The sequence below is a fragment of the Binatus soli (SeqCode) genome, from assembly GCF_050015535.1.
GTDB lineage: Bacteria > Desulfobacterota > Binatia > Binatales > Binataceae > Binatus > Binatus soli.
In genome coordinates, this window is the sequence record NZ_JBEKBF010000018.1 from 40,070 (window position 1) to 65,080 (window position 25,011).

Sequence of the window (25,011 nt, forward strand, 5' to 3'; positions counted from 1 at the left end):
AAATCCGCAGACTCTCGTTGCAATTTGCAGTATTATCCGGAATTTCCGTTTTGAAACCCAATTCTATTAGATCACTACCGGCGCCAAACGCTTCATCGCCCGAATAATCCTCGCAATCGATCGCGCCATCCGCCGGTGGTCGCCGTATGCCCGGTCGGCGACGTCATTCTGAAGACAGCGCAGGTCAGATTGTCGGCGGTACCGCGCTTATTGGCCGTATCGATCAAGTTACGGCATCCCGTCTCGGCGTCAACGCCGCGCGTCAGTGATTCCAGTTCCTTGTCATCCAGGACGTTGTAAAGTCCGTCGCTGCACAGTATCAGGCGATCGCGCTCCAGCAGCGGCATCGCGATCCGATCGATCGACACGATCAACTCGTGTCCAAGGCTGCGCAGGAGCATCCCGCGCTCCGGATGATCCTTCGCGCGCGCCACCGACATCACTCCCATCCTGACCCGGTCGGCGACCATCGTGTGATCCTTGGTGATTTGCGAGATTTGCCTCTGACGGATCAGATGCAGCCGGCAATCTCCGACGTGCACCGCCGACAGCATCCCCTTCTCCACCGCAACCGCGGTGATCGTGGTCGCCATCCGGCTCAGTTCCGGCACGGTCAGCGCCTTGTCGTGAATCTCGATGTTGGCCCGCGTAATCGCGCGATGGAGCCGCTTGGCGGCGCCCCACGCTGGCGGGCTCTCGCGGTAAGCTTCAAGCGTTATGTCGATCGCCATCCGGCTCGCGATTTCACCGCCTTCGTAGCCGCCGACGCCGTCGGCAATCGCGAACATCACGCTGTCGGGACTCTCGATGAAATGCCCGCACGAGTCTTCATTGTCGGCGCGCTGCGTACCTACATCGGACAACAGCGCCAACTCGAAAGCCTGCTCTACCGAAGGAGAAGCGGAGAGCGACGAATCCATTTGCAGTGAGCTACCCGGCTAACGGTGAAGTGTAAAGTTGATTGAATGGCCAAGGGGCGGGCCGCGACCACTCGCGGCCCGCCCCCCAAGGATTATTCGCCAAACCAGCGCCTGGGATCAGGCCGGCTTGGTTACGAGGATCGTCTCTTTGCCCCGCTTCTTGGAATTACGTACGAAGTAAATCGCGCCGTAGATTCCCCAAATCGCCGCGATCGCGACCGCAATCAGTGGTTCCTTCACGCTGCCGAGCCCCTCCAGCGGTCCGATGATGTAGAACGCGAGGCAGGCGAAGTTCGCGACCGCGCCGAACACCGGCACCACCATGTGCTTGAGTCCATGGAACTCGTCACGCTCCGAGTAGGCGACGATGCACACAATGTTCGTCAGACCGTAGAGCAGAAAGGTTCCGAAGTTTGAAGTGAGAGTGACCAGCAACAACCCGTTGGGCAGCGACGAGAGTGACGCGTTGGAGCTCATTCCGAGCGAGTACCACAGGTTGTGCGGGAGAGTCGCAATCGTCTTGTCATCAGGCGCCGATCCGCCGGCGAAGTAGAACAGCGCGGCGTATGCGCCGAGGATTGCCGATATCGTTGCGAGCACCCAAATCGCGCGATGCGGCGTCAGGTTCTTGCCATGCAGCAGACCGAAGTGCTCGGGCACTTCTTCGTCACGCCCCATCGCGTAGGTCACGCGCGCGCCGGTGTTGATGCACGACAGCGTGGTGCCGATCAGCGCCAGAAAAACCGTCAGCGCTTCCATCAGCATGAACGCCTGGCCGTGTCCGCCGAGCAACGCGTTGCCGATGATCACCATCATGTCGCCGAGTGGCGCCGCCGATCCTTTGGCCTCCGCAAGACTGTACGCGCTGCTCAGGAAATAGTTGGCCGCGAAGTATTCGATCAGGTAGCAGAACAACCCCTGGATCGTGAGCGACAGCAGAACGCCGCGTGGGATGTCCTTTTTGGGGTTCTTCGCTTCCTCGCCCAGCGCTGTCACCGACTCGAAGCCGACCAGCAGCAGTATCGCGACCGTCGCCTGCAGCATCACCCAGTCAAACCGGTGCGGCAGGATGACCGAGAGTGCGCTGGCGTGCGACGGGTGATCGCCGGCTATGCCGTAGCTCAGTGTCGCAGCGATCGTGTTGCCATTGGCATCGAGCGCCAGACCCGCCGAGCCCGCGGGATGCGCGGCGCGGTAAGCTATCGCGAGCGCGGAGAAAAACAGCAGCGCCACGATCTGGATTCCGTTGATCCCGATATTGACGAAGGTGGAACCGTTGACTCCCTGGAACGCGATCCAGGCCACGGCGTAAGCGAAAATTATCGCAACTATCGCCATGAATACCGGGCCGGGAATTCCCGCGTTCATCGTACTCGGCGCGACCGTGCCGACGATGTACCCGATCATGATGCCCATCGTGGCGACCATGACGCCGGGATACATCCAGTAATACAGATGCGACGACCATCCGATTACGAACTTCGCCACGCGCGCGAACCTGTACGCGTGGGTTTTGCTCAGGAAGGCCTGCTCTGCAAACAGGTACGAACTGCCCGCACCCGGATAAAGTTTCGCGAGCTCTGCGTACGAAATTGCGGTCGCGTACGCCAGCAGCAGCGCGACGAAAATACCGGCCCACATCGCCATCCCCGACGGAAACGCGTAACCCGCCTGCTGCACGAATGTAATCCACAGGAAGGCTCCCGGGGCGATGAGCGCCATCGCGTTGACCGTGACTCCGGTCAAGCCCAGCGTCGGCAGCATCTTTTTCTGTTCTTCAGCCATCTTGCCTCCTTCGATTCACATCGCGGATTGGTTTGTTGTCCGCCATATGCGCACGCGTCACTCCCGTTACGGGCGGGAGCATGAAGGAAGCTCAAAGCAGGAAAAGTGCCATTTCAAAATCGAGTGAGTATTGATGAAAAATGCAATGTGCCTGCTCAAACGACAGGCATCCGCCTATCAGGCAGTCATCAGCACCTTGTCGCGGTTCCTTTTCGCCGACTCTTTCAACCTGCCCGTGGCCCTGACTATGATTTCATCAGCGAGCGGGGAATTCCGAGCGCAATCATCAGCAAAGGACTCTTTCCGGCGGCGTGCGGCTCGAAAAATTTCGTCGTGTCGTCGTCGTAGAAGGTGAGTCCCGTCGCGCCGCGGCCGAGCGAATATGCCGCAAGGTAGGCGCGGCCGCCAAGAATTCCAGCCTCGAGATGCGCGTCGCCGTAGCCGCGATTTCCCAACGCGTGCAGCGTGCGCTCGAGATCTGCCATGTAAACAACCAGTGCGGAACAATCCAGGCCGAGCTGCTGTTCGAGGCACAGATATCCGGCCTCGCCGCGGAAGTTGCCCGCCTTCAGCATCTCGAACGCGCGCGCTTGCCGGTTGTAGTAGTACGCTCCGGGTTCCATTGCGTCGGCTGCGTTGACGATTAGATAAGTGTCGGTCAACGGCGGAAAGTCGGCCTGCGGATGCTCGCTTGAGGCGGCCATGATCGTCGCGAGTTCTTCCGCGCCAATCGCATCCTGGGCGAATGCTCGCGACGATCCGCGGCGGATGATGGTCTCGCCGAGTCCCGTGGAATCTTCGGACGCTATTGTTTCGAAACGAAGCTGGCGCGTGCTTGACGACGTTGGCGCCGAGTCCAATTTCGCAGCCGCAACCGTTGCGACCTCATCGGCCGTGACCAGGCGCGATTCGCGATGCATCTTGACCAGGTCAGGGTACGCGACCTCCCTGGACGAGAGCGGAATCGACTCGAGCACCAACGGCTCGATTTCAGGCGATGGCGCGGCTGGTTGGTCCGATCGCCCGAGCGCAACAAGCGCGACCATGCCCTCGCGCTCGCCGTCGATTCCGAGCAGCGCCTCGAGCGCGGGATCCTCGAATGCGGTGATCACCTCCGCGGAAATTTCCTCGGCCGCCGCGGCTGCAAGCAGATTCGCCAGCATGGTTCCCGCGTCCCAATAGCAATAGCGATACGCCCGCGCGCGATATTTCCATTCGCTGCGCCAGTAGATAGCCGATAATACGATCACTGCACGCGCGCGCAGAATCGAGTTGCCCTTCGCGGCCGCGTCTGCCATGTAACTGCGCCAATCGCCACGTCGCAGCCCGCTCATCCGCAAATCAGCGGGTGAAAAATGGTAAAGGCCCGCCTCGAGACCCTCCACGGCTCCCGTCGCCACATAAATCTCGATTGGATATAGCGCGCCCGCCGACGCCGCGGCGCGGAAATGATAATCGTCGGCTCCCACCCGCTTGTGCCGCGTCAGGCCGCCGGCACAGAACAGGATGCGGGTCAGCGCGGCGGTTTCGATCGATGCGGAAAATCCCGCCGGTACGTACGACGAAAGCGCCGACAGCGTGGGCGTCGCGGAAAGATTCAGATCGCGCGGCAAAGCGACGGACGCGGCTCCCGGATAAATCTTGTAGGGGACCGGCTTGATGTCCCAGTCCAGAATGTGCGGCGACGAACGTACGCTGGTATACGAATGCTTGGTGATTTCGTGAAAGACGCGCGACGCTTCGATGTAATCGTTGGCCAACTCGTCACTCCTGATGCCGGCTCACAGCGTCAACGCACCCATATTGACGCGCCGCGGAAAAAATGACTCTGCTGTGCTGCGCCGCAGGTCAGTCTATACTTGACCATGCTTGACCATCCATCCGCTGGAGGAATCTATGCCGCGCCCGAGTACCCACCGCCACTGCTCACGAACGTTGATCACCGCGAGTCCGTCGCCGACCAGCGCGCGCCGCGCTGCCCTTGCAGCGCTGACGATTCTGCTCGCATGCGTGACCTTCTCCTGCAACTCGCAGTCGTTCCAACAATCTGCGGGGCCATCGATGCCGACGCCTCCGCCCGCTCCCGTGCAACCGCCCCCGCCGCCGATGAACCTGGCGAGGTTGCTGAACGGAAACTGGACGGCCACCTATCCGGGCGGCCCGCTTCGAGTGGTTATCGATCTGGACCCGATGTTGCGCGGCCGCAATTACGTCGCGACCCTGGTTGACGGCAACAAAAGTATTCCGCCGGGCAATGTCGTGTGGCGCGGTACTCTCGATCATCACGTGCCGGGCATCGTGGTTGCCGATCAAATATGCGCCGAGCATGGATTCCTGCAGGCGCGATGGGTCAAGGTGCGAATTCTCGTCAGTGACGCGAGTAATTTCCGCGAAGTACTCATCAATCCAAATGACTGCGGCGGATTCCCGGTAAAGTTCACTCGCGTCGGACCCGCGCCGACGGCGCCCGTCAAAGATTGACGGCGTCGTCGCGCTTACACGAGCATCCCGGCTTGCACCACGACGGGTCCGTCGCTCTTGGGAATTTTCGGCTCGGGTTTGCGTTTCATCGCCTTCTCCAGGATCGGCGCCATCCGTTCGGCCTTCTGCCCGGCGCGTTTTTGTTCGCGTTCCTTGAACTCGGGCATGACCTTTTCGGCGAACAGGCTGAGCGACGAGCAGATGTCCTCGTGCTTGTTGTTGCCCGCCTGCGAGATGAACACGACCTGGTCAACGCCGGCTTCCTCGAATTCGCCAAGCCGCGTGCGAATCTGGTCGGGCGATCCGACGCATGAGTTCGCCCCGTCCATGCCCGGCAAATTCATCGGGCTGGATTTGAAATTGTTCCAGATGTTCGTCTTGCCCGGCTCGTGCTGCCCAAACGCATAATGATGGCCAAGCGCGTACGAAAAAAACTTCAGCCCCTCGTCGCCCATCTTGTGCGCCCGCTCGGCGTCGTTGTCGCACATGAAGCCGGTGACGATCGCGATGTTCGCGTTGACCGCATATCCGATCGGCTCGCACTCATTCTCCAGCGTCGTGTAATAGTCGGTGACCCACTGCCGCGCCTCTTCCGGCGATACGAACGCGAACGTCAGCGCGCCGATTCCAAGCTTGGCCGCCAGATGAATCGTCTCGCGCCGCGAGCATGCGACCCACAGCGGCGGATGCGGTTTCTGTACGGGCTTGGGCACCACGTTACGCACCGGCATCTTGAAGTACTTGCCCTCATGGCCAAGAAACGGAGCCTCGACAAACATTCGCGCGATCGCACCCAGCGACTCCTGCCACATCGCGCGCTTGTCCGCGCGCGGGATGCAAAAGCCGCCCAGTTCCAGCTCCGCCGACGATTCACCGGTGCCGAACTCGACCCGCCCGCCGCTCACCAAATCGAGGGTCGCGATCCGCTCCGCGACGCGCGCCGGATGGTTGTAGCCCGGCGGCAGCAACACGATTCCGTGACCGAGCCGAATCTGCCTGGTGCGCTGACTCGCCGCGGCCAGGAAAATTTCGGGCGCCGACGAATGCGCGTACTCCTCGAGGAAGTGATGCTCCACTTCCCACATATGGTCGATGCCGAGCCGGTCCGCGAGTTCGACCTGGTCCAGCGCATCCTGGAAGAGCTTCAGTTCCGAGCCCTCCTTCCATGGACGCGGCAGCTGATGCTCATAAAAGGTTCCCAGCTTCATAAGCGCGATTTTCTCCTTGCGGTTTTCGTCGATTCAATCTCGCAATGCGCGCCGCGCGAATCTACCCGGTCGATGGACCGCCGGCTGCGGTGGACGATCAAAAAGTGAAAAGCGTGCGCTCGACCATGTCGGTCAGCTCGCGCTTGCGCCGGTCAATCATCGCATGCTCGAGCAGGTTGATACTCCACAGCCGCTGGATCATCGCCGAGATCGCGAAGTAGCCAATCGTGATCGCGTTGAGGCCCCACATGAAATGAAGCGGATCGACTTCGCTGCGGAATTCGCCGTCGCGTTGGCCGCGGAAAATAAATTTGACCGCGGTGGAAAAAAGCGGCGGCAAGCGCCGTTTGAGCACTTGCCGGCCGACTCCGCTTTCGTCGGCCATCTCTTTCCACATGATTCGAACCAAATCGGGGTGGCTGGCGATAAAGTCGACCATGTCCGCAACCGCCTGGCGCATCCGCTCCTGCCGGCTATCGTGTGTCCAGACGATCGCCTTGGTCGCATCCTCGACACTCTCGAACAACTGGTCCAGCACCGCGAGGTAGAGCTGCTGCTTGGACGGAAAATGATGCAACAGCGACGGCGCCTTGACCCCGATTCGCTTGGCGATGTCGCGCAGGCTGGTGCCGCGATAGCCGCGCTCGGCGAACAGCTCCCGCGCTACCTGCAGCGCGCGGTCGCGCGTGTCAATGGGCCGTCGCAGGTTAATCACCCTGGCGCTGGCGCGCGCGGCTGAATTTTTCGAAACGCTTCGCACTGACTCGCCAAAAAATCTATCTAACGTCCGTTAGGCTGTCAAACCGCCCCCCGCCGAGCGCCTTCATTCGGTTTCGTTTTGAAACTCCAGCGTCATCGTAGTAAGTTTCGCCACACAAGCGCCCTGGCCTTGGAGGTAACCGCCATGAACGAACTGTACTGGAAGCCGGCGCACGAACTCGCCGCGATGATTCGCAGGCGCGAAATCAAGCCTAGCGAATTGATGGAGCTGACGATCAAGCGAATCGAACAGACCAACCCCAGGCTCAACGCATTTTGCGCGCTGCGGGCCGACGGCGCGATGGCCGACGCGCGCGCCCTCGACGAGAAGATCGCGCGACACCAGGAAGTCGGAGCGCTCGCCGGGTTGCCGCTCGGCGTCAAGGACCTCGAGGATGCCGCCGGTCTGCGGACCACGTACGGCTCGAAACCGTTCAAGGACAACATGCCCAAGTCCGATTCGATTCAGGTCGCGCGGCTGAAAGCTGCCGGCGCGATCGTTATCGGCAAGACCAACGCGCCCGAGTTCGGCTACACGGCTTTCACCAAAAATCTGCTGTTCGGCGTCACCCGCAATCCATGGAATCTCGAGCGGACGCCCGGCGGATCGTCGGGCGGCACTTCAGCTGCCATCGCGGGCGGCGTGGTGCCGATCTCGACCGGCTCGGATGGCGGCGGCTCGGTGCGAATCCCGGCCTGTTACACGGGATGCTACGGGCTGAAACCGACATACGGCAGGATTCCCAACGACCCGACTCTCGGGATGCAACAATGGAACGACACCTCCGTGCATGGCGCGATCACGCGCACCGTGCGCGACGCCGCGCTCTTCATGGACGCGGTCGTCGGCTATCACCCGGCCGATCCCGACTCCGTCCCGCATCCGGGAATTTCCTACCATGCGATCCTCGAGCGCTTGCCCAACAAACTTCGCATCGCATTTCACCCTGACTTCGGACAGCTCGTGCAGCACGACGTGGCGCGCGAAATCCAAAAGGCTGCCGCCGTGTTCAAGAACCTCGGCCACGACGTGACGACCATCGATGACCCTGTCCCCGATACCGGCCACGCCTGGATGCAAGTCGGCGCAACGCAGGGCTACGCGATGCTGCATGAATGGCTCGACAGGGATCGCGAAAATTTCGGCCGCGCGTTCGCCACCGGCGCCGAAGGCGCAACTCGCGTCACGTGGAAGCATTACGGCGCTGCGTATCGACGCCGCCGCGAGTTCAACGATTGGTGCCAGCGCGTGTTCGAGCGCTTCGACTTGCTGCTGTGTCCCGTGCTTCCAACCGAGGCCTTTCCCGCAAAGGGTCCGATGCCGACCGAGATCAACGGTCAGCCGCTCAAGGATCCGCTGAACGCCGTCGTGTTCACCTATCCGTTCAACATGAGCGGCCATCCCGGTGCGTCGGTGCGTGCGGGACTCACCGACTCCGGCCTTCCCTGCGGATTGCAAATAGTCGCGGAGCGTTACCGCGAAGACCTTGTCCTGCAGGCGTCGTACGCGTACGAACAGGCCCGGCCGTGGAACGACAAATGGCCCGAGATTTAAACTAGGACTGGGTCACGATCGAGCATAAGTTTAACTGCGAAAGAGAGGAGACACGCCATGCCGGAGTTCAACGAGAAAGCAATGCGCGAATTCAACCAGAAACTGATCGAAGAGTTTCGCGCCAACGGCGGCAAGGTTCTAAGCGGCCCGTTCGTGGGCGCGCCGCTCCTTCTTCTGACCACGACCGGCGCGAAGAGCGGCCGTCCCTTTACCACTCCGCTGGTGTACACCAAGGATGGCGATCGAATCGTCATAATCGCGTCGAAGGCCGGAGCGCCGAAACATCCCGCCTGGTATCACAACCTCAAGGCTCACCCTACCCCGACGATAGAGCTGGGGATCGAACGCTTCCAGGCCAAGGCTGTCATTACCACTGGCCCCGAGCGCGAGCGGCTGTTCAACGCGCAGGCCAAAGCGATGCCCGCGTTTGCCGGCTACCAGAAGAACACCACCCGTCAAATACCGGTCATCGTTCTGGAACGCATATAGTCGTAACCGGTGTTCCCTCGACGGGCTATGCGCCGAATTGCTTGCGCACGGCCTCGAACGCTCGCTCGGTGACATCCAGGGTCTGCTCGATGTCGCGCTCGGTATGCGCAGCCGAGATGAACCAGTTGTGACGCGGCGCTACGTACACTCCGCTGCGCGCGCATGCGCCACAGAAAACCTTGGCGCGATCGTGATGGCCCGCGTCGGCCTTGAACGTCATGTACGGCATCGCCGGCGGTCCGGAGTACGTCACCTCGAGCCCGGCGCTGCGCGCCTGCGCGAGCAGACCGGTGCGCAGCTTCTCGCCGATCGTGCGCATCCTCTCGATTCCGCCACCCGCCTGCAGCTCCTTGAGATTCGCCAGGCTCGCCGCCATCGGCACGGCGCTGGTGAAGTACGATCCCGTAAAGAACACTTCCTGCGCTGCCTGTTTCAGGCTGTCGCGCCCAAGGCATGCGGCGAGCGGATAGCCGTTGGCGATCGCCTTGCAGTAAGTCGTGAGGTCGGGGCGCACTCCGAACAACTCGCCTGAGCCGCCCATGTGCAGGCGGAACCCGGCGCGAACGTCGTCCAGGATGAAGACCATGCCGTTGTCGTCGCAGATTTTCCGCACGCCGGACAGAAATCCTTCGATCGGCAACTCCGAGTCGTGTCCGGCGTCGTGCTTGAACGGCGACAGGATTACGCCCGCGATCTTGCCGCTGTTTTCCTCGACCGCGTGGTGGAGGCTCTCGAGATCGTTGAATCGAAAATAAACCATGTTCGCGCGGTCTTCCGGCGTCACACCGCCGGGAAGGGGCGTACACCATGCATCGGTGCCGTGGTATGCGCCGGAGCACATCGCGATCTTTGGCCGCCCCGTCGCTTGACGCGCGACTTCAGTCGCCCAGGTGCATACGTCGGACCCGTTTTTGGCGAATACTGTCCAGTCGGCGAACGGCGTGATCGAGACAAGGTGCTCCGCGAGATCGACCCACACCGGCCCCGGTGCGTTGAAGCAGTTGCCGAGTTCCATCTGCCGGCGCGCGGCTTCCTCGACTTTGGGATGCCGATGGCCGAGCACGATTGGGCCGTAAGAGCATATGTAGTCGATGTACTCGTTGCCATCGACGTCCCAAACGTGGGAACCCTCCCCGCGCGCGAAAAATGACGGGTAGGCGCCCCTGGTAAGCAGCAGCGGCGTCTGATGGCCGTAGATGCCGCCGGGAACAACTCTTTTGGCGCGCTCCATCAGCGCGTCACTATGCTCAAATGTGTAGGGTTTCACGGCAACTCCTGTGCGATGATTTTCGCCGCTATGCAAGTCCCGTCTGCTGCCGGGCAGACCGTCAGCGAGAATCCTATTTGCCGGCGCGAGCGTCAAGCCTGCAAAATCGAACGGGCCGTGAGTTGCGCGACTCACAGCCCGTGTGCGAATGCGATCAAGCTTGACTAGTGGCGATATGCCGGATCGATCGACCGCTGCGATAGCGGCAGTGCGCCCACGCGCACCAGCTCGTCGCGCAGCTTGGCGCGCGAGAGCGGCTTGCACAGGACGGCAGACGCGCCGAGTTGGTAGCTCTCCGCAATATCGCGATCGTAGAGCGAGCTCGTGATAACGAACATCGGCACCGCCGTCAGCGCCTCGTTCGCCCGCGCCGCCTGCAACACGGAGAAGCCGCCGTTGTCAGGCAAACGCAAATCCACCAAAAGCAAATCCGGGCGATCGTGCTCCGTGAACTGCGCGATCATGAGCAACGCTTCATCGGCATTCGACGCATGCACCAATTCGATATCGTCGCCTAGCACCTGCCTTACTACAGTGAGCGCGATAAAAACGTGGTCCGGGTTGTCTTCGACCAGAAAAATCCTGACCCCAGGATTCAACAGACTCAGTCCTTTGTCTTGTTCTTTTTCCTTCTCTTCGTCGCTCATAATCCCCCATCACCTGACGAATCCGTGGCAGTGAAATCTCTCGTCAACTAATCATCCAATTGCCGTGCCATTTCCCTCAGCGCTATATTCGAGTCATGACATGACGAGGAACGACACGCCTAATCGACGTATGATGCTGCGAAGCCTATTGAAACCATCGACGACCCGCAAATCCCCGATTTGGACGTTGAACATCACTTCCTTTCCTGTACACCGCCGCTGAGTCGTCGATGCGTCAACCTCCCGCAAGAGATTGTTTGTTGCAATTCTGCGACACTTGTTACTGTGACTGTGCCCGCCCGATACATCGTGCTAGTCATTGAGGTTGCAATATGACTCGCTGAGCCAATTCCAAGTAGGGAAAGGATCGCAGCATTGGGAATCTTGGCGAACTTCCTGGATTCGAGTTTCTTTAAGCATCCCCTATTGCGAAAGTACATCGCTCTGGTCAATGAAGACCTGACGGCAACGTACTCGCGCGACATCCAGAAATGGCTTCTCGTCGCGCCCATCATCGGCATCTTGACCGGCCTCATCATCACCGGAATCGCTGTGCTCATTCTCGGGATCATCTGGGCAGCACTACTTCCCTACTACCTTGCTCATCATTGGGCAATCGTGGCCGGACTCGTCGCCGGCTTCTTCGTGACGGGGCTGATAATGCAGTTTCGAACGCCCGACCCCGACGAACACTCGACCGAGGAGATCGTTCGCTCCTACCACGAGCATCAGGGCGACATCGACATGCATCCGTTCTGGTGGAAGTTGCTCGCCGCGGTGACCACCGTCGGCTCGGGCGGCAGCGCCGCACTCGAAGGACCGGGCATTTACAGCGGCGGCGCGATCGGATCGTGGCTATGGACCAAGCTGCGCCGTTTCGGTCTGGAAGCGCGCGACCGCCGAATCATGTTGATCAGCGGCGCAGCGGCGGGCATGTCGGCGGTCTTCCGCGCTCCCCTTACCGGCATCGTGTTCGCGCTCGAGATGCCGTACAAGGACGATCTCGCGCACGAAGCGCTGCTGCCGTCGCTGATCGCGTCAGTGGTAGCTTACGCAACGCTGGTGTCGATCGTCGGTGCCGAGCCGTTGTTCGGTTTCGCGGGCAGCACCAGCTTCCGGGCGATCGACGTTGCCTGGTCGGCTCTGCTCGGCGCAGGAATCGGGCTAATCGCAATCGTCTTCGACATCACGTTTCGCCGCGTGCGTACGTTTTCCATAGCCAGCAGGATACCGCATACGCTGAAGCTCACGATCGGCGGACTCGGCACCGCGCTGTGCGGCCTCGCGTTCGTGACGATTTACAACGGCCCGCTCATTCCGATCGGCCCCAACTACGAGGCCGTCCGCTACGTGCTCAGGCATCCGATTCCGACCGAAGTGCTGCTGGCATTCGCCGCGTTGAAGCTGCTCGCGACGATTTTCTCGCTCGGCTCGGGCGGTGTCAGCGCGATGTTTGTGCCGCTGCTGCTGGTCGGCGGAGCGATCGGCAACGCCTACGCGCAATCGGTCGTTCACTCGCCGACGCACGATCTCTATGCCGCGGTCGGGATGGCGGCGTTCATCGCGGCCGGATACAAAGCTCCACTCACCGCCGTGGTCTTCGTCGCGGAAACCACCGGCGGCCATTCCTATATCATCCCGAGCCTCATCGGCGCAGCGGTCGCCTATGCAATCTCGGGCGAGGCGTCGGTTTCTGGCGATCAGCATCTTCACGAAACCGCCAAACTCGCGGACCTATCCGGGATGACGGTGCGGGACGTGATGCAGCATCGCGTCATTTCCGCGCAAGCCGGGTCAACGATTCGCGAATTCGTCTCGAGCGTCGCGGCCCGTCATCGGCACACGTTCTTCCCGGTGTACGACGGCGACCAGGTCGTGGGGACGATTAGTGTATCCGATCTCAGCCGGGTCGCTCCCGAGGAATGGGACAAAATCACTGTCGGCGAATTCGCGGACTGCGACGCGATTCGCGTGACGGACGACTGCGATCTCAGCGAGGCACTGCGGCTGTTGGTGCGCGAGCGCGGCGCGCAGATGCTGCTGGTGACGGACGGCGCCGGCGCCCTGAATGGAATCGTGACCAAGACCGACATCCTGCGCGCAGTGAAACAGTGAAGATGTTCGCGGTCGGCGAACAGGCGCATCGGGGCGAGCGCGTCCTGCTCTGCCTCAATACGCACCGAGAATCGCCACGCGCTCGCGATGGTACGCGGGAGAGCCGAAGCACGACTCGTTGAAGCGCGCGCGCTTGAACCACAGATGCATATCGTGCTCCCAGGTGAAACCGATTCCACCGTGCATCAGAACGGCGCGGTCGGTGCCGCGGCTGTAGATATCGCACAGGCGCGCCTTCGCCATCGCAGCCGTGCGCGATGCGTCTGCGGCGCCGGTGTCCTGAGCGTAGGCGGCGTACCAGAGCATCGCGCGCGCGGGTTCCAGGTCGGCGACGATTTCGGCGGCCGCGTGCTTGAGCGCCTGGAACGATCCGATCGGTTTGCCGAACTGCTCGCGGACTTTGGAGTATTCCACCGCCATCTCGAGCGCGCGTTCGGTGCCGCCGAGCGAGTCGGCAGCGACGGCAACAGCGGCAACGTCGATTAATTTCGCGAAAAGATCGGTTCCGCCGCCAAGCCGCTCGGCGGGAGCGCCCTTGAGCTCGACGCTCGAGACGCGGCGCGTCAGATCGAGATTCTTGAGTAAACGAATCGTCACGCCCGGCGCTTTTGCATCGACGACGAACAGAAAAATTTCACCAGCATCACTTTTGGCGGCGACGACGATAAAGTCGGCGACGTTGGCATACGGCACGAACATCTTGGTCCCGTTGAGACGCCATCCTGCGCCGTCTTTCGTCGCGACCGCCGCGATGTCAACCGGATCGATGCTGCCCGCGCGCTCGACGACCGCGACCGTGCCGATTGCTTTGCCCTCGGCGAGCGCGGTGAGCCATTTCGAGTTGAGCTGTTCGGAGCCGCCCAGTTTGAGCACGCTGGCCGCAAGCACTGACGAGAACAGGAACGGCCCCGGCATCGCAGCGTAGCCGCCCTCTTCGAGAATCATCGCCATGTCGAGCATCCCGAGTCCCGCGCCGCCGAATTTCTCGGGAACGACGAGCCCGCTCCATCCGAGCTTCGCAATCTGAGCGTAGAGTTCGCGCGGATAGCCGTCATCGGTGGCCATTATTTTGCGCACGAACGTGGTAGGGCATTCGCCGCTGAGAAACGCGCGCGCGCTTTCCTTGAGCTGCTGTTGTTCTTCGCTGAGTCCGAAATCCATGATTGCCCTCTCTCCAAATTTGGCGTCGATGCACCCTTACCCGCGCCCGTGGCGCGGCCGTGTGTCTGTGACACCTCCCGTGAATAACGGGCGCGGTTCAGCGCGACTTGGGCATCTTGAGGCCGCGCTCCGCGATGATGTTTTTCTGGATGTGCGACGTGCCGCCGCCGATCACCAGCCCGAGCGAGAACATCCACTCATACGGCCAGTAGCCGTGATCGAGCACGGCTTCGTCGTCGCGCGAGAGCATCGAGTAGTCGCCCATCGCCTCCATCGCGGCGGAAGCGAGGTCGTGATTCAGCTCGGTGCCGACCAGCTTGTTGATCATTGCCTCGACGCCCGGATTCTTGCCGCGAATCTGATCGGTAAGTTGGCGGATCGCGTGATAGCGCATCGCCTCGACGCGGATCTCCAGCTCCACGAGCCGTTGGCGGAAGACGGGGTCCTCGGTGAGCGGACGGCCGCCGCGCTTGATCGATTTGGCAAGTGCGAGCAGGCGATTGAAGCGCTGCTCGCTGCCGCTGGCGGAGCCGAGCATGTTGCGCTCATGAAAGAGCGTGGCGTTGGCGACGATCCATCCTTCGTTGAGCTTGGCGACCAGATTTTTGCGCGGCACGTGGACGTTGTCGAAGAACACTTCATTGAAGCCGCGATCGCCGGTCATCTGAACCAGAGGACGCACGGTGATTCCCGGCGCATGCATGTCGATCAGCATGTATGAAATGCCGCGATGCTTGGGCGCTTCGGGGTCGGTGCGCACCAGGCAGAACATCATGTCGGCGTATTGCGCGCCGGAGGTCCAGACTTTCTGCCCGTTCACGACGAACTCATCGCCGACGATTTCCGCCCGCGTCTTCAGCGAAGCGAGGTCGGAACCCGCGCCGGGTTCGGAGTAACCCTGGCACCAGATTTCTTCGGCGGTGAGAATTTTCGGCAGGTAGCGCTGCTTCTGTTCCTCGCTGCCCCACGAGATAAGCGTCGGCCCGAGCATCATTAGTCCCAATCCGCCGACGAGATACGGCGCCTTGGCCCGGACCATCTCGTCGTTGACGATCGATTGCCGCACGGGATCCAACGCCTGGCCGCCGTATTCCTTGGGCCATGCGAGCGCGACGTAGCCGGCATCGTACAGTCTGCGCTGCCAGACCTTGGCCCTGGCGAGCCAGGTCTTGTCGTCCCGGCCCTCGCTGTCGGCGGACAGTCCGCTGGTCGGCATGTTCTCGGCGAACCAGCCGCGGACCTTTAGTCGAAATGCTTCTTCTTCGGACGTGAATTGAAGATCCATGTGCAAGACACTCCTGCGGTCGTGATTGCGCTTCGGGCCGGGTGTACCCCGGCTGCGCGCTCAGCATAGTCAAAACCACGTCGCCGCGAAAAGCGCGCATCGCACGCAGCAGTCGCGGCTGGAGGCCGATTGCCCGCTCAAATCAGCGTTGTTAGAGTTTTTTGAAGTTGATCACAATCCAGCTTTGTCGATAGACCGGGGTTCACAAGATGGCGACGACGATCACGAACGAATGCATCAATTGCGGAGCGTGCGAGCCGGAGTGTCCGAACACGGCGATTTACGCGGGCGGAGTGCCGTGGGAGCTCAACGGCGCGACGAGTCCCGCGATCGCACAGGACATCTATTACATCGTGCCGTCGAAGTGCACCGAATGCGTCGGCTTTTACGACCATGAAGCGTGCGCGACGGTGTGTCCGGTAGATTGCTGCATCCCCGACCCGGCCAACGTGGAGAGCGAAGCCGTGCTGCTCGCGCGCGCGAGGCAGTTGCATCCCGACGAGACGTTCCCCGACGACGCACCGTCGCGTTTTCGCAAACAGGCGGTCGCCACTACCGGCGCGGAAGCAGCGGCCGCGCCCAAGCCATCGCCAGCGCCGGCAGCGGCACCCAAGCCCGCGGAGGAGGCTGGAAAACCTGCGGTCGCGCCAGCGGCGTCCGCACCCAAGCCAGCGCCAACGGAGGCTGCGCCCAAGCCCGTGGTGGAGCCTGCGAAACCTGCGGTGACGCCAGCAGCGGCGGCGGCAACTTCAGCACAGCGCGCGGAATTCGATCCGCTCACGTGGGAAGTGCCCGTCATCTGCAAGGATTGCAACAAGCCGTGGACGATTCCGTATCGGCTGTTCGCGCAGGGCGTGGTGTTCCATTGCCCGTCATGCCTGGGATCGTTTGTGCCGAAGACCGCGATGTACCGGGCGGTGAGGGAGACTTTCGAGGGCTTCTACAATCGGCGACGGGCGGAGCGGGAGGCATTCGAGCGCAAGCCGGCGCGCGACGCGGCGGCGTTCGAAGCGAAGCAGGCGGCCGAGATGGAAGAATTCAAGCAGAAGCTCGAGGCGCTGGCGCATTCGATGAAACCAGCGGGCAAGACGGTGCGGCCGAAAGGCATCGCCGCGATGTTCACGTAGTTCTTCAGCCGAGCGCGGGGACCGTAAAGTCGCAGCCGTGGCGTTTCAGTTGCTCGCGGATCGAGTCGATATGCGCGGGGCCGCGGGTTTCCAATTCTTCCAATTCAGCATCACGCGGGCGCCGCCGATCGCGACGTCGCGACGGGCGCGATCGTGATCGCGAGTGGGTGGCATCGAAAGATTTAGCGATGAAGGGGCGGAGTGAATTGGCGCGGCGTCGCGGCGCCGTTTTTCAGTGAGCGGACCGCAGATAAATTGCGCTGCGTAGTCAGTGCTTGCCTCGTGGCGTCAGTCGGCGGGCAATCGGGTCGCCGAAAGAGTCGCCCACGAAGTCGATTTGCGTGCAGGCGCCGGTCTTGTAGTCGAGATCGAGCAGGAGGTTGCGGATGGCGCACCGCTTGATCGAGGTGATCAGACCGGCGACGGCCTGGGGATCGCCGGCCGAAATCGCAGCGACTTCGGCAGCGTCGAGATTGCTGATGCGGCAGAATTCGCGAGCTTGATCCTCGCTGGAGAACGCGAGCACGCCGGCCCACGGCGCGCCTTTTTCCTGAAATACGATCAGCGCGCCCGCAGAATCGAGGAGCAGATGGAGCTCTTTGGGGATCGAAGAACTCACGCGCCTTCGACCGTGAGCTTGCCCGTGCGAATAGCCGCCGCGCGCTGACGGACCAGCGCCGGATAGGTGTAGTAGTGCTCGCCGCTCAGGTGCAGGAACGAATCGATGTCAACGTCGTCGAGTTCGAGCTTTGCAATCGCGCGCTCGGCGGCCTGGCGGTCGGGAGATTCGACGATCGAATCGTAGAGCATGCGGCCTTGCGCGGATTGGAAATCCTCGCGCGGCGGAAGGCCGCCGGCGCCGAGTTTGCCTGAGTGATAGTTGTCGAGAATGAAGCGCAACGCTTTCAGTTCGTGGCGCAGGATGTCGATCGGTTTGAGCGAATCGCGCGGCATAGGAGCGAGCTTATCGCCGCGAGTTGCGCTGATTCAACACGCGGCGCGAGCGCCGGCGGTTGGGGCGATCAGTCGCCTTTGATCAAACGATGGATGGCGCTCAGATGGCGCTGCGAGTCGCGTTTGCGGCCCATCGTTTCGTACACCTCGGCGGCGTTGCGATGGGCCTCGACGTTGGCGGGATCGCATTCCAGCGTGCGCAAAAAACTTCGCAGCGCATTCTGATGCTCGTCCTTCTTGCGGTAGAGCAGGCCGAGCTTCAGGTGGACGTCGGCGCTGGCGGGAACGATCGCGGCCGCGCCGAGCAGATGGCGGAGCGCGCCGCCGAGGTCGCCCTCGCGTTCGAGCATCGTGGCCAGGCGCAGATGCGCCTCGAAGTTGCCGGGCTCGCGGCCGACGAGCTCGCTGTAGATGGTGAGCGCGCGGAGCGGATCCTCGTCGGCGACCCGGCGCGCCTCCTCGAAGCGCTCGCGCACGCGGGCGGGGCCGAAACCGTCCTCGACCTTGCCGGGCTGATAGCTGCGGTCGAAGTCGAGCAACAACTGTCCCGTCTCAGCCTCGATCAGCGAGGGACCGTCGCGCACTACAATGCGGCCTTCGTCATTGACGAGTTTCAGCGACGTGACTGAGCGCTCCGGATCGACGAGCGCGCGCACCCGCTCGATACATCGCTGGATCGGATCGATATGCTGGCGGCTGCCGAGCAGTTCCTTGGCCATGCGCATCTCGAGCAGATCGTTGAACGCGAAACGATACTTGCGGCCGCCTGAATTCAGCGGGCGCACAAGATTGTGCTTGACCCAGTAGCGAATACGCTCGGGAGTGACCGCGAGAATTCTCGCAGCCGTGCGCGTGGAAAAAGTTTTGTCCCCGCCGCCCGCCTCTACCATCTTCAATCCCAACGTCGAAGAGTATAGGGAGTCGGGGGCACGCTCTCAACGAGGAGCGGATCGGTTTCTCAACACCTGTGGAGCGATCGGGAGCTAACCGCGAATTTCCTTGAGCGCGCGAGCGACGCGGACCACAGCCTCGACGCCGTTTTTGGCGTTGTCGATTCGCGCGACGGCCTGATCGTCAGTCATGCCGGGGCCGGTGATGGCGAGACCGACCGGCTTGTCAAACTCGATCGAGAGCCGGATGCCGGCGTCGGCGATCGCATGCGAGATCAGCTCGTCGTGATTGGTCTCACCCTTGATCACCGCGCCGATCATCACCACGCCGGCGATTTCTCGGCGTTTGAGGAGAGCTTTTACGACCGGCCCCATGTCGTACACGCCGGGAACGCGGACCACGCGCGCGACCTCGACCCCGAGCGACTCGGCGTGGCGGCGCGCCCGCTCCTCCATCGGCATGGTCACCTCGGAGTTGAACTCCGAAACTACGAACGCGATTTTCATCGTGGGGCCAGGTCGACCGTGACGGCGTCGCGAATCTCGACGCCGTTGCGTTTGAGATATGACTTCAGCGCGGGTATCGGATGCTCTCCATAATGAACGATGGATGCGACGATAGCGGCGTCGGCGAGGCCGATGGTGAACGCGTCGCGCAGATGGGCCGGTTCGCCGGCGCCGCCGGACGCGATCACGGGGATCGAAACGGCTTCGCTGATGCGGCGCGTGATCTCGAGATCGTAACCGAGCTTGGTGCCGTCGCGATCGATCGAGTTGATGCACAGCTCACCGGCGCCAAGCCGCTCGCCCTCGCGCGACCATGCCAGCGCGTCGCGGCCGGTGGGCTGACGTCCGCCGTCGATCACGACTTCGTAACCGGTCGGCACGTCAGGACGTGCGCCGGTTTTTTTCACTTGCATCGAGAGCACTACGCATTGGCTGCCGAACGCGCGCGCGCCCTGGGAGATAAGCGCGGGATTGCGAACCGCGCCGGAGTCGATCGAGACTTTCTCGGCGCCCGCGAGCAGGACGGCGCGCATGTCTTCGAGGGTGCGAAGCCCGCCGCCAACGCTGAAGGGAATGAAAATTTCGCGCGCGACCGCGCGCACCACGTCGAGCATGATGCCGCGGCGCTCGTTGGATGCGGTGATGTCGTAGAAGACGATCTCGTCGGCGCCCTCATTGTAATAGTAGCGCGCCATCGCGACCGGATCGCCCACATCGACGTTCTTAAGGAAGCGCACGCCCTTGGTGACCTTCCCTTCACGGACATCGAGGCATGGGATGATTCGTTTCGCGAGCATCGTCAGCAACTCAGCCGGCAGAAGTTGTCGAGCAGTTTGAGGCCGGCCGCACCGCTCTTTTCGAGATGGAATTGAGTCGCGAGCACGTTGCCGCACGCGACGGCCGCGGTGAACGGAATGCCGTAGTCGGAAGCGGCAATCGCCATCGAGGGGTCGTCGGGAATCGGATAATACGAATTGACGAAATAGAAGTGGGTGTTGTCGGGCACGCCGGCAAAGACTCGATGAGGCCGCGTCTGGCGCACGCGGTTCCATCCGATTTGCGGGACCTTGAGGGTACGGCCGTCAATCGAGCGCGGATAGCGCACCACGCGACCGGCGATAATGCCGAGGCAATCGGCATCGTCCTCTTCGCTGCGATCGAGCAGCACCTGGATGCCGATGCAGATGCCCAGGAATGGTTTGCCGGCGCGGGCTACGCCGTTGCGGAGAACTTCGACGAGTCCGAGCGTGCGCAGATTTTCCATCGTGGCGCCGGCGGCTCCGACGCCCGGCAGGATTACGCGATCGGCGGCGACGATGCGCTCGGCGCGATCGGTTATCTCGGATTGATGGCCGAGGAATTCGAGCGCGCGCTGAACGCTGGTGAGGTTGCCGGCTTTGTAATCGACGATTGCGATCATGGCTCCATCCGGAGAAGCCGATCATAGCTGGAGGCGCATCGCCACCCAAGGCTCGGTCCAGGCTGCTGGGGTTTCAGCATCTCGAGCAATTGGTGAAAGAAAGCCGGGGAAGGAACGGAAGACGGCATCGGCGCGCTCCGCGATGGAACGCGCCGATGTTCGAATCGTCATTCAGCAAGCGTATGTGCGCGACTACTTCTTCAGCGCGCCCTCGAGGCGGCTGTGACTCTTCACGCACACGCCGAGGCTGGTGAACGGATCCGGCCAGTCGTGCTTAACGCAATAGGGCAGCGCGGCCATATCGTTGTCAGACAATCCGCGCGACGTGAGTTCCTTCCTGATGCAGTCGCTGTGCGCCTTGTTGGAGCCCGCGACCGCGGCGGCGTCGTCAGCGGCTTCAGTAATCAACGCGTTGCGAAGCGCAATCTTCACCTGCGCATCGTCACTCTTGCCGAGCGAGCCCGCGACGTTGCTCGACGGACCGCAGGTCCCGACCCCATCAATGAACGCCTCTTCGATCCCGGCCGAAGAAAGATCTTTTGCGAGTCCCACACTCACCGCGGTCATCAGCATACTTGTCGCGATCAATGCCACAGCAATTCGTTTCATCGCATTCGTCCTCCAGGTTGAGATGTGACCCGGGAAAAGCGGCCCCATCGTTGGCAATCCGCATTACCTGTACGATGCCGCAGCCCAATAAGTCCAGCGAACGCAACTAACTCTTGGGCTCGGCGGCACAACGCTCCGGTTCCGGCGGGCACACGGCTTGACGGAAACTGCTGCTTGATGAAAGTGTCGCTTCAAGTCAAGGAAAATTCATCATGGCCAAAACTGCACTTGCTTGCACAATACTTCCCGACAGCCCGCCGGCTCGCCTGATCGAATGGTCGCGGGCGGCGGAGGACGCGGGCTTTTCGGGCGTCTTCATGACCGAGGCGAACAACGACTCGATTGCGTGCTCGCTCGCGCTCGGACTTCACACCAAGCGAATCAAACTCGGCACTGCGATCACGAACATCTATCTGCGCCATCCGAATCTGCTCGCCAATGAAGCCGCCGCGGTCCAGGAATTCACCGGCGGACGATTTATCCTCGGTCTCGGCACGGGCCATCGCGAGAGCAATTCCGCGCTGGGAATCGAAATGGGAATACCGCTGATCAGGATGCGCGAAACGGTGAAGACTGTTCGCGCCGCGCTCGACGGGGGCAAGACCGGGCCGCGCGTCAGCGCGAAGCTGCCACTTTATCTGGCGGGGGTATCGCGCCCGATGGTGAAGCTGGCCGGCGAAATCGGAGACGGCGTCATTTTCAACTTCTTTCCGCCGGCGCGGGTCAAGGAAGCGCTCGGCGAGTTGGCCGAGGGCGCACGGATCGGCGGCCGCGATCCCAAACAGATCGAGGCTGCGCTATTCGCCACCGCGTTCATTTCGGACGATCTCGAAGCCGCGCGTCGTCCCGCGCGCAAGCTCCTGTCACGCTACGGCGCGCTCAGGTTCTACGGCAACATGATGGCGCATTCTGGATTCGAGCGGGAAATCGCAGCTATTCGCGCTGCGGGGCGGGACGGCGACGCGGCCGTCAAGGCGGTCAGCAACGAACTGATCGATGCGACCCTGCTGGTCGGCTCGGAAGCGCGCGTTCGCGAGCGACTGCAGGAGCTATGCGCGCAGGGAATCGGCACTGCGATCGTGTTCACGAATCCGGTCAATGAAGATCGCAACGCCGCCGTGATGCGGACGATTCGCGCGCTCAAGCAATAGCGCAGATTCGTTCGCGCCCTTACGGCAGTTCCTCTTGAGGGTTGACCTTGCCGCGGGCGAGTGCGACGCGATCAAAGAAACGCCGGATACGCCGGGCGTTGACGCCGAAATCGCCGATCCCGTCGCGCGATTTCGAGCGCATCTCGATCAGGCTTACGCCGTCGGGAGTCGGCCGAATCTGGATCACGACATCATCCTGGAAATGGAACAGCCGCGAAGTCGCGACGACCTCGAGCGTATTCCTGGCCGGATCGGAATAGGTAATCTTCCACGCAGGCGCGGCGTGGGCGACCTCTGTTACGCGCTCGAATTCCGCCGACGGTTCGAGGCGCTCCTTGATCGGACCGATCGGCCCGTAACCCGCCTGCTGCCTATCCGCGTACTTCGCCTTGTCGTATTTCATGTCGCGCCTCGCTTCATGCTGCAGCCTTTGGGCGAAGACGAACTCGGGCGGATTGTCGAAATCTGTCGTGATGTCGTTGATGGGCGGGTACTTCAGACTGAGTAGGATTGTAACGATCATCGGCAGCGCGATCAGCGCGCATACCACTGTGGCCAACAAGGCCCGATTGCGCCCGGCTGCCAGTTGAGGCTTCCGCGTCAGGAAAATTGCGAGGAGACCGACTAGCAAACCCAGGACGCTAAGAAAAACCCCGAGACCGAACAGCCCGAAACCTACGACCGGCTCTATCAGGTAGAAGTGCGCGCCGACAATTCCTGCCGCGATCAGCGCGATAGCCAACAAAGCGTCAAAAAATGCCAGCCATACAAAAGTCATCGGGTTCTCCCCAGCCAGAAATTCGCGTTCGCACCCGGCGTCTGGTTCCTGACTCTCCGTGCCACGAACTGCGGCAATACGAACAGAAACGAACCTCCCGCGACCAATGAGCGATCAGACGAGGCGGAGTTCCTTCATCGCGATGCGCAACTTCTCCGCGGGGCCTGCTGTCATCGTTACCAACGGCATCCGCAACTCGTTGGCGCACTTGCCCATGAACGCGAGCGCCTGCTTGACGGGAATCGGATTCGTTTCGACGAACAGCGCACGTATCAGCGGGATCAATCGGTAATGGATCTCGCGCGCCTTCACGAAATCACCCCCGAGCGCGGCTGCCGCAAGATCGCGCATCTCGCGCGGAACCACGTTGCCGCACGTCGAGATCACGCCCTTGGCGCCAAGCGCGATCAGCGGCAGCGTCAAGCCGTCGTCGCCGGAAAAGATCGCGAGCCGGTCGCCGCACATCTTGAGGATATCCGACGACTGATCCATCGAGCCCGACGCCTCCTTGACGCCAACGATGTTCTTGATTTCGCTGAGTCGGGCAAAGGTCTCGGGCGCGATGTTCGAGGCCGTGCGACCGGGAATGTTGTACACGAACAGCGGGATATCCACGCTCGCCGCGATCATCTTGTAGTGCCTGAAGATGCCGTCCTGGGTGGGCTTGTTGTAATAGGGCGATAGCAACAGCGCGCCGTCCGCACCCATTTCGCGCGCAGCCGCGGTCAGCCGAATAGCTTCCGCAGTCGAGTTCGAGCCGGTGCCCGCAATTACCGGGACGCGCTTTCGCGCCTGCTCGATCGTGAGCTTGATTACGTTGTTATGCTCGGCGTGCGTGAGCGTGGCGGATTCCCCGGTCGAGCCGCACGGGACCAGCCCGTCGATTCCGCTCTGAATCTGCCATTCGATAAGGTCGCGCAACGCCGGCGCGTCCACCTCGCCATCGCGAAACGGCGTTACGAGAGCAGTCAGCGCGCCATTGAACATCGTTCGAAGCCTCCCGCTTTATTCAACTCACCGGGACCATCTCGTCCGCGCCCAGCTCGACCTCGCCACGAAAAACCTCGACGGCGTTGCCGGTCATGAAGACGTGATTCGCATCGGCTCCGTCGGCGCGCCATTCGATTTCAAGATTGCCGCCGCGCAACTCTACCGTCGCGGTCCGCTCGGAGTGATTTGTCAGAACCGCCGCGACCAGTGCCGCGCATGCTCCAGTGCCGCAGGCCCAAGTCTCGCCCGAGCCGCACTCCCACACGCGCATCCTGAGATTGCGGCGCGACGCGGCCCTGACGAACTCGGTATTTACGCGGCGGGGAAAGAACGGATGATGCTCGAACTTGCGGCCCAGTTCCGCGAAGTCACGATCCGGCAGCTTGAATACGCCGTCATCGGCAACGAACACGACGCAATGCGGATTGCCCATCGATACCGCCGTGATCGACTCGCGCATGCCTGCGACATCCAGCGGATAGTCTATAATTCGGCCGACGGCATTGACCGGGATGTCGCGGCCTTCGAGAATCGGCTCGCCCATATCGACCGTCGCGCCGACCACGCGGCGGGCTTCCAGCCGCAGCTCGACCGTCTTGAGCCCGGCGTCGGTCTCCACAACCATCGGATTCGCGCGCACAAGGCCGCGCTCAAAGGCGAGCCGCGCAAGGCATCGGATTCCGTTGCCGCACATGCGGCCGCGGCTTCCGTCCGCGTTGTACATCTCCATTCGTATATCGGCGTTGCTTGACGGCGCGAGCATGATCAAACCGTCGCCGCCTACGCCAAAGTGGCGGTCGGAAAGCTTAACTGAAAGTGCGGAAGGATCGGCGGGACGCGCGCGCAAAGCAACGATGTAGATATAGTCGTTGCCGCATCCGTGCATCTTGGTGAATTCGAGCGTTGCCATCGC

At 61.8% G+C, this 25,011-nt stretch carries 25 protein-coding genes and 1 pseudogene; 6 read left to right on the forward strand and 20 right to left on the reverse strand.

The features are described 5' to 3' along the window. Positions 1 to 92: 92 nt before the first annotated feature. From ABR989_RS14215 to ABR989_RS14230, 4 genes are all read right to left on the reverse strand, one after another. A complete protein-coding gene (locus ABR989_RS14215; protein WP_428129781.1) occupies positions 93 to 920 on the reverse strand; it encodes a PP2C family protein-serine/threonine phosphatase in 828 nt (275 codons plus the stop codon). A 117-nt stretch (positions 921 to 1,037) separates the two neighbouring features. After that, positions 1,038 to 2,705 carry an APC family permease gene (locus tag ABR989_RS14220; protein WP_428129783.1) on the reverse strand — a complete coding sequence of 556 codons (1,668 nt, stop codon included), beginning with the start codon at positions 2,703 to 2,705 and terminating at the stop codon, positions 1,038 to 1,040. A gap of 245 nt (positions 2,706 to 2,950) precedes the next feature. Next, entirely contained in the window at positions 2,951 to 4,465 is a 1,515-nt protein-coding gene (locus ABR989_RS14225; protein WP_428129785.1) for a SagB/ThcOx family dehydrogenase, read from the reverse strand. Positions 4,466 to 4,558: 93 nt separating this feature from the next. Further along, a complete protein-coding gene (locus ABR989_RS14230; protein ID WP_428129787.1) occupies positions 4,559 to 4,732 on the reverse strand; it encodes a hypothetical protein in 174 nt (57 codons plus the stop codon). Positions 4,733 to 4,766: 34 nt separating this feature from the next. Between ABR989_RS14230 and ABR989_RS14235 the strand changes: the two genes are divergently transcribed. Beyond that, the gene (locus tag ABR989_RS14235; protein WP_428129788.1) at positions 4,767 to 5,186 is read left to right on the forward strand and encodes a hypothetical protein; all 420 of its coding nucleotides are present in this window, start codon (positions 4,767 to 4,769) and stop codon (positions 5,184 to 5,186) included. 14 nt (positions 5,187 to 5,200) lie between these two features. On the opposite strand, the gene ABR989_RS14240 is transcribed toward ABR989_RS14235, so the two are convergent. Together ABR989_RS14240 and ABR989_RS14245 are read right to left on the reverse strand one after the other, a co-directional pair. Then, positions 5,201 to 6,394, reverse strand: a complete 1,194-nt coding sequence (locus tag ABR989_RS14240) for an LLM class flavin-dependent oxidoreductase (protein WP_428129791.1) — start codon at positions 6,392 to 6,394, stop codon at positions 5,201 to 5,203. Positions 6,395 to 6,491: 97 nt separating this feature from the next. After that, the gene (locus ABR989_RS14245; protein WP_428129793.1) at positions 6,492 to 7,109 is read right to left on the reverse strand and encodes a TetR/AcrR family transcriptional regulator; all 618 of its coding nucleotides are present in this window, start codon (positions 7,107 to 7,109) and stop codon (positions 6,492 to 6,494) included. Between the two features lie 189 nt (positions 7,110 to 7,298). Here ABR989_RS14245 and ABR989_RS14250 point away from each other — a divergent pair, with 189 nt between their 5' ends. Next, positions 7,299 to 8,708 (forward strand): amidase, encoded by a 1,410-nt coding sequence (locus tag ABR989_RS14250; RefSeq protein ID WP_428129795.1) that lies wholly within the window; start codon positions 7,299 to 7,301, stop codon positions 8,706 to 8,708. A gap of 57 nt (positions 8,709 to 8,765) precedes the next feature. Then, positions 8,766 to 9,197 (forward strand): nitroreductase family deazaflavin-dependent oxidoreductase, encoded by a 432-nt coding sequence (locus ABR989_RS14255; RefSeq protein WP_428129798.1) that lies wholly within the window; start codon positions 8,766 to 8,768, stop codon positions 9,195 to 9,197. 25 nt (positions 9,198 to 9,222) lie between these two features. Here the strand turns inward: ABR989_RS14255 and ABR989_RS14260 are convergent, their stop codons facing one another. Beyond that, entirely contained in the window at positions 9,223 to 10,464 is a 1,242-nt protein-coding gene (locus ABR989_RS14260; RefSeq protein WP_428129801.1) for an aspartate aminotransferase family protein, read from the reverse strand. Between the two features lie 164 nt (positions 10,465 to 10,628). Beyond that, a complete protein-coding gene (locus tag ABR989_RS14265; RefSeq protein ID WP_428129803.1) occupies positions 10,629 to 11,111 on the reverse strand; it encodes a response regulator in 483 nt (160 codons plus the stop codon). 426 nt (positions 11,112 to 11,537) lie between these two features. Between ABR989_RS14265 and ABR989_RS14270 the strand changes: the two genes are divergently transcribed. Further along, positions 11,538 to 13,226, forward strand: a complete 1,689-nt coding sequence (locus ABR989_RS14270; RefSeq protein ID WP_428129806.1) for a chloride channel protein — start codon at positions 11,538 to 11,540, stop codon at positions 13,224 to 13,226. A gap of 54 nt (positions 13,227 to 13,280) precedes the next feature. On the opposite strand, the gene ABR989_RS14275 is transcribed toward ABR989_RS14270, so the two are convergent. Next, the gene (locus ABR989_RS14275) at positions 13,281 to 14,387 is read right to left on the reverse strand and encodes an acyl-CoA dehydrogenase family protein (RefSeq protein WP_428129809.1); all 1,107 of its coding nucleotides are present in this window, start codon (positions 14,385 to 14,387) and stop codon (positions 13,281 to 13,283) included. A gap of 97 nt (positions 14,388 to 14,484) precedes the next feature. Next, on the reverse strand, positions 14,485 to 15,672 hold the full coding sequence (locus ABR989_RS14280) for an acyl-CoA dehydrogenase family protein (RefSeq protein WP_428129812.1): 1,188 nt from the start codon (positions 15,670 to 15,672) through the stop codon (positions 14,485 to 14,487). Positions 15,673 to 15,881: 209 nt separating this feature from the next. Between ABR989_RS14280 and ABR989_RS14285 the strand changes: the two are divergent. Continuing rightward, positions 15,882 to 16,172, forward strand: a pseudogene (locus ABR989_RS14285) (YfhL family 4Fe-4S dicluster ferredoxin); the annotation flags it as partial. 895 nt (positions 16,173 to 17,067) lie between these two features. On the opposite strand, the gene ABR989_RS14290 reads toward ABR989_RS14285, so the two are convergent. From ABR989_RS14290 to ABR989_RS14320, 7 genes are all read right to left on the reverse strand, one after another. Then, on the reverse strand, positions 17,068 to 17,418 hold the full coding sequence (locus ABR989_RS14290) for a hypothetical protein (RefSeq protein WP_428129814.1): 351 nt from the start codon (positions 17,416 to 17,418) through the stop codon (positions 17,068 to 17,070). Continuing rightward, entirely contained in the window at positions 17,415 to 17,753 is a 339-nt protein-coding gene (locus ABR989_RS14295) for a hypothetical protein (protein ID WP_428129816.1), read from the reverse strand. Before ABR989_RS14295 ends, ABR989_RS14290 begins: the two co-directional genes overlap by 4 nt. Before the next feature lie 68 nt (positions 17,754 to 17,821). Then, positions 17,822 to 18,643: a tetratricopeptide repeat protein gene (locus ABR989_RS14300; protein WP_428129819.1), complete on the reverse strand. Its 822-nt coding sequence runs from the start codon at positions 18,641 to 18,643 to the stop codon at positions 17,822 to 17,824. A gap of 93 nt (positions 18,644 to 18,736) precedes the next feature. Further along, positions 18,737 to 19,150: a 6,7-dimethyl-8-ribityllumazine synthase gene (ribH, locus tag ABR989_RS14305; RefSeq protein ID WP_428129822.1), complete on the reverse strand. Its 414-nt coding sequence runs from the start codon at positions 19,148 to 19,150 to the stop codon at positions 18,737 to 18,739. Then, a complete protein-coding gene (gene hisF / locus ABR989_RS14310; RefSeq protein WP_428129824.1) occupies positions 19,147 to 19,947 on the reverse strand; it encodes an imidazole glycerol phosphate synthase subunit HisF in 801 nt (266 codons plus the stop codon). The genes ribH and hisF overlap by 4 nt, the downstream gene beginning before the upstream one ends. 2 nt (positions 19,948 to 19,949) lie before the next feature. Continuing rightward, positions 19,950 to 20,570: an imidazole glycerol phosphate synthase subunit HisH gene (gene hisH / locus ABR989_RS14315; protein ID WP_428129827.1), complete on the reverse strand. Its 621-nt coding sequence runs from the start codon at positions 20,568 to 20,570 to the stop codon at positions 19,950 to 19,952. 192 nt (positions 20,571 to 20,762) lie between these two features. Further along, positions 20,763 to 21,179, reverse strand: coding sequence for a hypothetical protein (locus tag ABR989_RS14320; protein ID WP_428129829.1), 417 nt, complete (start codon positions 21,177 to 21,179; stop codon positions 20,763 to 20,765). 212 nt (positions 21,180 to 21,391) lie between these two features. Between ABR989_RS14320 and ABR989_RS14325 the strand changes: the two genes are divergently transcribed. After that, a complete protein-coding gene (locus ABR989_RS14325; protein WP_428129830.1) occupies positions 21,392 to 22,330 on the forward strand; it encodes an LLM class flavin-dependent oxidoreductase in 939 nt (312 codons plus the stop codon). Between the two features lie 19 nt (positions 22,331 to 22,349). On the opposite strand, the gene ABR989_RS14330 is transcribed toward ABR989_RS14325, so the two are convergent. The 3 genes from ABR989_RS14330 to dapF form a co-directional block, all read right to left on the reverse strand. Beyond that, positions 22,350 to 23,108: a DUF1499 domain-containing protein gene (locus tag ABR989_RS14330; RefSeq protein WP_428129832.1), complete on the reverse strand. Its 759-nt coding sequence runs from the start codon at positions 23,106 to 23,108 to the stop codon at positions 22,350 to 22,352. A gap of 114 nt (positions 23,109 to 23,222) precedes the next feature. After that, positions 23,223 to 24,095, reverse strand: a complete 873-nt coding sequence (gene dapA, locus ABR989_RS14335; RefSeq protein WP_428129833.1) for a 4-hydroxy-tetrahydrodipicolinate synthase — start codon at positions 24,093 to 24,095, stop codon at positions 23,223 to 23,225. A 22-nt stretch (positions 24,096 to 24,117) separates the two neighbouring features. Continuing rightward, positions 24,118 to 25,008, reverse strand: a complete 891-nt coding sequence (gene dapF / locus ABR989_RS14340) for a diaminopimelate epimerase (RefSeq protein WP_428129836.1) — start codon at positions 25,006 to 25,008, stop codon at positions 24,118 to 24,120. Positions 25,009 to 25,011 lie beyond the last annotated feature (3 nt).

Excerpts from the sequence above, each read along its gene's own strand:
- ABR989_RS14215 (WP_428129781.1), bottom strand. The coding sequence starts at position 920 with ATGGATTCGTCGCTCTCCGCTTCTCCTTCGGTAGAGCAGGCTTTCGAG.
- ABR989_RS14220 (WP_428129783.1), bottom strand. The coding sequence starts at position 2,705 with ATGGCTGAAGAACAGAAAAAGATGCTGCCGACGCTGGGCTTGACCGGA.
- ABR989_RS14235 (WP_428129788.1), top strand. The coding sequence starts at position 4,767 with ATGCCGACGCCTCCGCCCGCTCCCGTGCAACCGCCCCCGCCGCCGATG.
- ABR989_RS14240 (WP_428129791.1), bottom strand. The coding sequence starts at position 6,394 with ATGAAGCTGGGAACCTTTTATGAGCATCAGCTGCCGCGTCCATGGAAG.
- ABR989_RS14250 (WP_428129795.1), top strand. The coding sequence starts at position 7,299 with ATGAACGAACTGTACTGGAAGCCGGCGCACGAACTCGCCGCGATGATT.
- ABR989_RS14255 (WP_428129798.1), top strand. The coding sequence starts at position 8,766 with ATGCCGGAGTTCAACGAGAAAGCAATGCGCGAATTCAACCAGAAACTG.
- ABR989_RS14265 (WP_428129803.1), bottom strand. The coding sequence starts at position 11,111 with ATGAGCGACGAAGAGAAGGAAAAAGAACAAGACAAAGGACTGAGTCTG.
- ABR989_RS14275 (WP_428129809.1), bottom strand. The coding sequence starts at position 14,387 with ATGGATTTCGGACTCAGCGAAGAACAACAGCAGCTCAAGGAAAGCGCG.
- ABR989_RS14280 (WP_428129812.1), bottom strand. The coding sequence starts at position 15,672 with ATGGATCTTCAATTCACGTCCGAAGAAGAAGCATTTCGACTAAAGGTC.
- ABR989_RS14295 (WP_428129816.1), bottom strand. The coding sequence starts at position 17,753 with ATGCCGCGCGATTCGCTCAAACCGATCGACATCCTGCGCCACGAACTG.
- ABR989_RS14300 (WP_428129819.1), bottom strand. The coding sequence starts at position 18,643 with ATGGTAGAGGCGGGCGGCGGGGACAAAACTTTTTCCACGCGCACGGCT.
- ribH (WP_428129822.1), bottom strand. The coding sequence starts at position 19,150 with ATGAAAATCGCGTTCGTAGTTTCGGAGTTCAACTCCGAGGTGACCATG.
- hisF (WP_428129824.1), bottom strand. The coding sequence starts at position 19,947 with ATGCTCGCGAAACGAATCATCCCATGCCTCGATGTCCGTGAAGGGAAG.
- hisH (WP_428129827.1), bottom strand. The coding sequence starts at position 20,570 with ATGATCGCAATCGTCGATTACAAAGCCGGCAACCTCACCAGCGTTCAG.
- ABR989_RS14320 (WP_428129829.1), bottom strand. The coding sequence starts at position 21,179 with ATGAAACGAATTGCTGTGGCATTGATCGCGACAAGTATGCTGATGACC.
- ABR989_RS14325 (WP_428129830.1), top strand. The coding sequence starts at position 21,392 with ATGGCCAAAACTGCACTTGCTTGCACAATACTTCCCGACAGCCCGCCG.
- ABR989_RS14330 (WP_428129832.1), bottom strand. The coding sequence starts at position 23,108 with ATGACTTTTGTATGGCTGGCATTTTTTGACGCTTTGTTGGCTATCGCG.
- dapA (WP_428129833.1), bottom strand. The coding sequence starts at position 24,095 with ATGTTCAATGGCGCGCTGACTGCTCTCGTAACGCCGTTTCGCGATGGC.
- dapF (WP_428129836.1), bottom strand. The coding sequence starts at position 25,008 with ATGGCAACGCTCGAATTCACCAAGATGCACGGATGCGGCAACGACTAT.